Annotated in this window: 8 protein-coding genes; 7 read left to right on the forward strand and 1 reads right to left on the reverse strand. The window is 53.5% G+C overall.

Going from position 1 to position 6,447, the window contains the following annotated elements; translation table 11 throughout:
• The 3 genes from ABJF76_RS12140 to ABJF76_RS12150 form a co-directional block, all read left to right on the forward strand.
• On the forward strand, positions 1–1,072 hold a 1,072-nt coding region (locus ABJF76_RS12140), incomplete at its 5' end, for a topoisomerase C-terminal repeat-containing protein (RefSeq protein ID WP_413822578.1).
• Between the two features lie 132 nt (positions 1,073–1,204).
• Positions 1,205–1,900 carry a CoA transferase subunit A gene (locus tag ABJF76_RS12145; protein WP_413822323.1) on the forward strand — a complete coding sequence of 232 codons (696 nt, stop codon included), beginning with the start codon at positions 1,205–1,207 and terminating at the stop codon, positions 1,898–1,900.
• 128 nt (positions 1,901–2,028) lie between these two features.
• The gene (locus ABJF76_RS12150) at positions 2,029–2,655 is read left to right on the forward strand and encodes a 3-oxoacid CoA-transferase subunit B (RefSeq protein WP_413822322.1); all 627 of its coding nucleotides are present in this window, start codon (positions 2,029–2,031) and stop codon (positions 2,653–2,655) included.
• Between the two features lie 78 nt (positions 2,656–2,733).
• Here ABJF76_RS12150 and ABJF76_RS12155 read toward each other — a convergent pair whose 3' ends face one another.
• Positions 2,734–3,555 (reverse strand): lytic transglycosylase domain-containing protein, encoded by an 822-nt coding sequence (locus ABJF76_RS12155; RefSeq protein WP_413822321.1) that lies wholly within the window; start codon positions 3,553–3,555, stop codon positions 2,734–2,736.
• A 359-nt stretch (positions 3,556–3,914) separates the two neighbouring features.
• Here ABJF76_RS12155 and ABJF76_RS12160 point away from each other — a divergent pair, with 359 nt between their 5' ends.
• The 4 genes from ABJF76_RS12160 to ABJF76_RS12175 form a co-directional block, all read left to right on the forward strand.
• A complete protein-coding gene (locus ABJF76_RS12160; protein ID WP_413822320.1) occupies positions 3,915–4,091 on the forward strand; it encodes a hypothetical protein in 177 nt (58 codons plus the stop codon).
• A 111-nt stretch (positions 4,092–4,202) separates the two neighbouring features.
• Entirely contained in the window at positions 4,203–4,379 is a 177-nt protein-coding gene (locus tag ABJF76_RS12165) for a hypothetical protein (RefSeq protein WP_413822319.1), read from the forward strand.
• Positions 4,380–4,573: 194 nt separating this feature from the next.
• Positions 4,574–5,431 carry a Flp pilus assembly protein CpaB gene (gene cpaB, locus ABJF76_RS12170; protein WP_413822318.1) on the forward strand — a complete coding sequence of 286 codons (858 nt, stop codon included), beginning with the start codon at positions 4,574–4,576 and terminating at the stop codon, positions 5,429–5,431.
• Positions 5,432–5,632: 201 nt separating this feature from the next.
• Positions 5,633–6,447, forward strand: an 815-nt coding sequence (locus ABJF76_RS12175; RefSeq protein ID WP_413822579.1) for a type II and III secretion system protein family protein, incomplete at its 3' end; no start/stop codon positions are given.

The raw sequence follows: 6,447 nt of genomic DNA on the forward strand, positions 1-6,447 counted from the left end.
CTTCCTTGAAAACTTTTTCCGCCGCTATGTGGGTTATGATTTCACCGCCGACCTAGAGGGTCAGCTGGATGATGTCAGTGCGGGCGACCGGGATTATAAGGACGTGCTTGGCCGGTTCTGGACGGACTTTTCCGCCTCTATTGCCGAAACCAGCGAATTGCGCATCACCGAGGTGCTGGAAAAGATCAACGAGGTGTTGGAACCCCACCTGTTCCCACCGCTTGAAGATGGCGGCGATCCGCGTCTGTGCCCGAATTGTGAAATCGGGCGCTTGTCCATGCGCACGGCACGTTCTGGTGGGGCTTTCATTGGCTGTTCGAACTATCCTGAATGCCGCTATACGCGCCCGTTTGGTCCACCTGATCCTGAAGCCGAGGCCTCGGCCATCCCGCCAGACGGCAAATTGCTGGGCGAAGATGCAGGCGACGAAATCCGCGTCTTTAAGGGGCGCTTTGGCCCTTATGTGCAGCGCGGTCCCGTCACCGAAGAAAACAAAAAGCCGCCGCGGCAATCGATTCCCAAAGATTGGGCCCCAGAAGAATTGGAACTGGAACGCGGTGTGATGCTGCTGTCTCTGCCCCGTCAACTTGGGCCACACCCAGAGGACGGCGTGATGATTTGGGCCAACATCGGGCGATATGGCCCGTATTTGAAACACGCTGAAAGCACGTCAGATCGAGGTGGCACCAATGCCAACCTCGAAGGCATCGACGAGGTGTGGACCGTTGGCATGAACCGCGCCGTTCAACTATTGGCCGAAAAGGTGGCCAGCCGCGGTGGGCGTGGCGTGGCCGCGAAACCGCTTCACGAGCTTGGTGAACACCCGGATGAAGGTGGCCCAGTGGCCGTGATGAAGGGCAAATACGGACCTTACGTGAAATGGGGCAAAGTGAATGCCACGATTCCCAAAGGCACCGAACCGGAACAAGTGACAATGGAAATGGCGGTTCAGTTGATTCTGGAAAAAGCGCCAGCCAAGAAGAAGCCTGCCAAAAAGAAAGCGGCCGCCAAGAAGAAACCCGCTGCGAAAAAACCAGCGGCGAAAAAAGCCGCGACAAAAAAGAAAGAATGATCGCGGCTATCAGGATTATTTAACGCATCATCACGCCGTGGTGGCGTGGTGTGCGTTGACATTATCTTGCGCTGAGGCCACATAAAACGAACAGATAATTCGGCCTCATTTGAGGCACGCAGGGGAACCAGCATGAAAAAGATTTTCGACTCGGCGGCGGACGCTCTTGATGGGGTTTTATTCGACGGAATGTTCATCGCGGCGGGCGGCTTTGGCCTGTGCGGCATCCCTGAACTGTTACTGGACGCCATCAAGGACGCGGGCACCAAAGATCTGACGTTTGCATCCAACAACGCAGGCGTTGACGATTTTGGCATCGGCATCCTGTTGCAGACCAAGCAAGTCAAAAAGATGATCAGCTCTTACGTGGGCGAAAACGCTGAATTTATGCGCCAATACCTAAGCGGCGAGTTGGAACTGGAATTCAACCCACAAGGCACGTTGGCCGAACGCATGCGCGCAGGCGGTTGCGGTATTCCGGGCTTTTACACCAAGACGGGCGTGGGCACCGTGATCGCCGAGGGCAAAGAACACAAAGACTTCGACGGCCAGACCTATATAATGGAGCGCGGCATTGTCGCCGACCTTGCCATCGTTAAGGCATGGAAAGCGGACGCGACGGGCAACCTCGTGTTCCGCAAAACGGCGCGCAATTTCAATCCGCCAGCCGCAATGTGTGGCAAAACCTGCATCGTTGAGGTCGAAGAAATCGTGCCAACTGGCAGCTTGGACCCTGATACAATCCACCTGCCAGGGATTTATGTGCACCGCATCATTCAAGGCGAACATGAAAAACGCATCGAACAGCGGACAACGCGGGCTGCGTAAATAGACGTAAGAGCGTGCTCTTGCCGGATGATCCATTTTCGCATCAACCGAGCCGGACCGTCACTTGCAGCTTTATCTCAATCGACGCGCCTGCGGGCGTGACACCATTGGATCAGTAAGGAAAACAAATGCCCTGGGACCGCAATCAAATGGCCGAACGCGCCGCACAGGAACTGGAAGATGGCTGGTATGTGAACCTTGGCATCGGCATTCCGACATTGGTGTCCAACTATATCCCCGAAGGGATCGAAGTTACTTTGCAGTCTGAAAATGGCATGCTGGGTATGGGCCCCTTCCCCGTTGAAGGTACCGAAGACGCCGATCTGATCAACGCCGGTAAACAGACGATTACTGAGTTGCCGCAAACTGCATATTTCGATTCTGCCCAGAGCTTTGGCATGATCCGTGGTGGCAAAATCGCCATGGCGATCCTTGGGGCGATGGAAGTTGCCGAAAACGGCGATCTGGCCAACTGGATGATTCCGGGTAAATTGGTCAAAGGCATGGGCGGCGCAATGGACCTTGTGGCCGGCGTGGGGCGCGTGGTTGTTGTCATGGATCACACCAACAAGCACGGCGATAGCAAAGTGCTTAAGGAATGTAGCTTGCCGCTGACGGGTCAGGCCGTGGTCGATCGTATTATCACGAACCTAGGTGTGTTTGATGTGGTCGAGGGCGGTCTGCGCATTGTCGAAACTGCCGACGGCGTCACAGAAGACGAACTGCGTGCAGCCACGCAAGCAACGATCGTTTAATATAATGCCCCCCATCGCAACGGGGGCATTTTCCCAACCGGAAAATGTGCCGGAATTTTTAAAAAATTCCGCGCACGCTTAGTTGATAGCAGCAAACACACATCCATCAGTCACAAGTTCTGGTGGCGTGATACATAAGCCCCGCGCCAGCTGGAATGTAGCGAGCACCTTCGGAACATAATCACGCGTCTCATTGTAAGGTGGCACGCCTTGATGTTTACGCACAGCACCTTCGCCGGCGTTATATCCTGCAAGCACCAACATCGGATCACGGTCAAAGTGGGTCATGAGCCAGTTCAAATACTTGACCCCTCCCGATATGTTCTGCGTTGCGTCTAATCGGTCCGTCACGCCAAAGCGACTGGCTGTTGCGGGCATCAGTTGCATGAGCCCCTGCGCCCCTGCTCCGCTTTGGGCTTCCACTTTGCCACCCGATTCCACCATCATGACAGCAAGTACCAATGCCGGTGACACTTCTGTTCCGATAGTCGCTTTCAAGATTTCAACGCCTTGCGCCTTGGCCAAAGCTTGCATTTGTTGAAGCCGCGGAACGGGCACTGGGGATTTTGAGCGCGCCAATGCACGCATCGCGACATCAAGCCGCCCAGGGCCCGCATCTGCAATATCAGGCGATACATCTGCCCAGAACCAATCATACCGCGCATCAGGACGTGCAGGAGAAGTCCCCGCTTTATCCGTAGGTACAGCCGCGACGACAGGTGCTTGGGGTTCAATTTGAATCGTTATGCGGTTTTTAGTGCCCGACGACGGCGGTTTAACGCGTTTGGCTGAAAATTCCTTGAACGGAGGGGGATCTTTGGCCGCTACGGCACCGCAACTCAGGCCAAAAGCCAAAAGAGCCACGTAATACATGGATTTCATCATAACTGCTTGCCTCATGGTTACGGTTCTTTGACCGCTATTGGTTCCATTATCGCAAAAATCGGCCGTTCAGGCCACCATTAGTGACTTCAAAAATGGCGAACTTGCCTCATTTGACACACCATTTGATTAAAATCGTGTAAATTTCATTTTTTATTTAAAAATAAAATGAACAAAATCAATAGGTTAAAGATTGATCCGATGTTTTTCACCCTGCGACGTGAAAAGCCCAATTTGCTGCCAAATTCGTGCCCCAATCAGACGGCTATATAGCGTCATACCAAGTCGGACACGGGCCAATGAGAGAGAAACGGCCCACACTACGGACGACAAGGTTGCAACTTAAATATCTACTGATCCTTTGGAGGGACACTACCATGATGAAATTTATCAAAAACTTCCGCAAAGACGAAAACGGCGCCGTAACAGTTGACTGGGTTGTTTTGACAGCCGCAGTTGTTGGCCTGGCCGTAGCAGCTTACACCTCAATCGAAACAGGCGCATCCGACCTGACAGAAAGCACCGCAACTTTCTTGGACGGTCGCGCTCCATAATAGGCTGATCTAATTTAACAGCTTAAAGCTCAAGTGGGGCCGCGACCGGATCCGGACGCGGCCCCTTTTGTTTCAAAATACACCTGTCCACCATTACAAGGGTTCCAAACCATGAAACAATTTCTAAGAACTTTCATGTGCGATGAAAATGGCGCCGTCACTGTGGACTGGGTCGTGCTTGCGGCTGCCGTCGTCGGATTGGCCGCAGCAATCGTAACCGCGATGCAAGCCAATGCTCTTAGCCTGACAGGCAGCATTGCGTCATTTCTAGCAGGTTGGGCATTCTAGACTTAACCGCCCAGCTTTTATTCGACCTCGAAGCGCCCGGCCTTTGTGCCGGGCGTTCGTCGTATTCGCACCTGCAATACCTGCCTTAATAACTCCCCCCCAATTCCCTGAATATGCCACATTCTGCAGGCATATTTTCAATCAAGAGGTTCTCACTGTTTTGGTGATCGTGAGCCCAACTATGAGGTGACGACATGCGTATGGTTTTCGGATTGGTGCTATTGGCCGGGATCGCCCTGGCAGGTGGTGCTGTGTATATGGCGAAGAATTACATCGGCCAGTATCAAACAGCACTGGCCCAAGAACGTGCCCAGCGTGAAAAGATCGTCCCGACGATCCCGGTTTATGTCGCCGAACGCCCGTTAAAATATGGCGAGGCGATCATGGAAGAAGACATACGCACGGTAAATTGGCCTGAAAATGCCATTCCCGAAGGCGCATTTACCGAAGACAACCCTATCTTTGTCGAAGGCGATACCGCACCGCGTGTTGTTCTGCGTGCCATGGAAAAAGACGAAGCAATTCTGGCCGTAAAAGTGACGGAACAGGGCGAAGAAGCTGGCCTGACCTCGCGCCTTGAACGCGGTATGCGCGCATTTGCCATTAAAGTTGACGTGGCATCAGGTGTTTCGGGCTTCCTTCGCCCCGGCGACCGCGTGGACGTCTATTGGACAGGTCGCGTTGACCAATCACTTAGCCAAGACCGCGGCGATGTAACCAAACTCATCGAAGCCGGTGTGAAACTGATCGCCATTGACCAAAACGCAGCTGGTGACTTGGATGGCGCAAGTATTGCGCAAACGGTCACGGTTTCAGTGAAACCCAATCAGGTTGCCACACTTGCACAGGCCCAATCATCCGGCCGCCTTGCCTTGTCACTGGTTGGAGCAGAAGACGACACAGTCGCTGGCGCTATCGAGGTTGACCAACGCGCACTTTTGGGCATCGCAACAAAAGCGGTCCAAGCCGAGGTTGAAGAAGAACAAACATGTTCGATCCGCACACGCCGCGGCGCCGAGGTGGTCGAAATTCCGATCCCCTGCACCAACTGATCTCAAGCACTCAGACTTATTAAATGGCGTCACCTAGCGGTGGCGCCATTCGCATTTGAGCCCTGCTGTTGCCAGTTATCCACATAAACATTCACCACGAAACCATTGAAACTTGCAAAAAAAACGAAACTGACGCATGCTACATTTAATACGCGGGCAAAAAGACCCGATACCGAGGCGTGATCATAAAAGGCAGGTCACATGAAAATTGTTGGAATACTCAAAGCAGCCCTCTTGGGGGCGTCTGTTGCTGTAAGCCCATTGGCCCTTGCAACAGTGCAGGCGGACACACTTCGTGTGGTTCGCAAATCAACCGATTCGACACTTGATGTGCCGATGAACCGTGCCGTTGTGGTCGAAAGCGAAACGCCATTTGCCGAACTCAGCATCGCCAATCCGGCGATTGCAGATATTTCGTCACTCAGCGATCGAACGATCTATGTGCTTGGGAAATCCCCAGGGCTCACCACCCTCACCCTCTTGGACGGCAATGGCCGTTTGATCACAAACGTGAACGTACGGGTCGCAGCAGACATTTCGGAATTCAAGGAACGGCTTCGCCAAATCCTTCCCGGTGAAAAGATCGAAGTACGTACAGCCAATGACGGGATCGTCTTGTCTGGCGTTGTTTCCTCAGCATCGCGCCTACAACGCGCGCTTGATTTGGCCGAACGCTACGCCGAAGGCCGGGTATCCAACTTAATGAGCGTCGGTGGCGTCCAGCAAGTGCTGCTGAAAGTGCGCTTTGCCGAGATGAACCGCTCTGTTTCCAAATCTCTCAGCTCGTCTTTGTCGCTGAACGGTTCGCTCTTTTCGGGTGACGTCGGCGTGAACGGCGGTACCGGCACCAGCAACAACGCAGGCGCTGTCGGCACAAGCCTTGGCGGCAGTATCCCTGGCTCAAATGAAAACGCAGGTGCGGTTCTTTTTGGCTTTAGCGCGGGCAACACACAGATCGGCCTTTTGCTGGAAGCCCTTGAAACCAAAGGTGTTGTTCGCACTTTGGCTGAACCAAA

This window comes from Tateyamaria sp. (assembly GCF_039940735.1).
Classification (GTDB): domain Bacteria; phylum Pseudomonadota; class Alphaproteobacteria; order Rhodobacterales; family Rhodobacteraceae; genus Tateyamaria.

Bases quoted from the DNA above. Each gene is read 5' to 3' on its own strand.
- ABJF76_RS12150 (WP_413822322.1), top strand. From the start codon at position 2,029: ATGCCCTGGGACCGCAATCAAATGGCCGAACGCGCCGCACAGGAACTG.
- ABJF76_RS12155 (WP_413822321.1), bottom strand. From the start codon at position 3,555: ATGAGGCAAGCAGTTATGATGAAATCCATGTATTACGTGGCTCTTTTG.
- ABJF76_RS12160 (WP_413822320.1), top strand. From the start codon at position 3,915: ATGATGAAATTTATCAAAAACTTCCGCAAAGACGAAAACGGCGCCGTA.
- cpaB (WP_413822318.1), top strand. From the start codon at position 4,574: ATGCGTATGGTTTTCGGATTGGTGCTATTGGCCGGGATCGCCCTGGCA.
- ABJF76_RS12165 (WP_413822319.1), top strand. From the start codon at position 4,203: ATGAAACAATTTCTAAGAACTTTCATGTGCGATGAAAATGGCGCCGTC.
- ABJF76_RS12145 (WP_413822323.1), top strand. From the start codon at position 1,205: ATGAAAAAGATTTTCGACTCGGCGGCGGACGCTCTTGATGGGGTTTTA.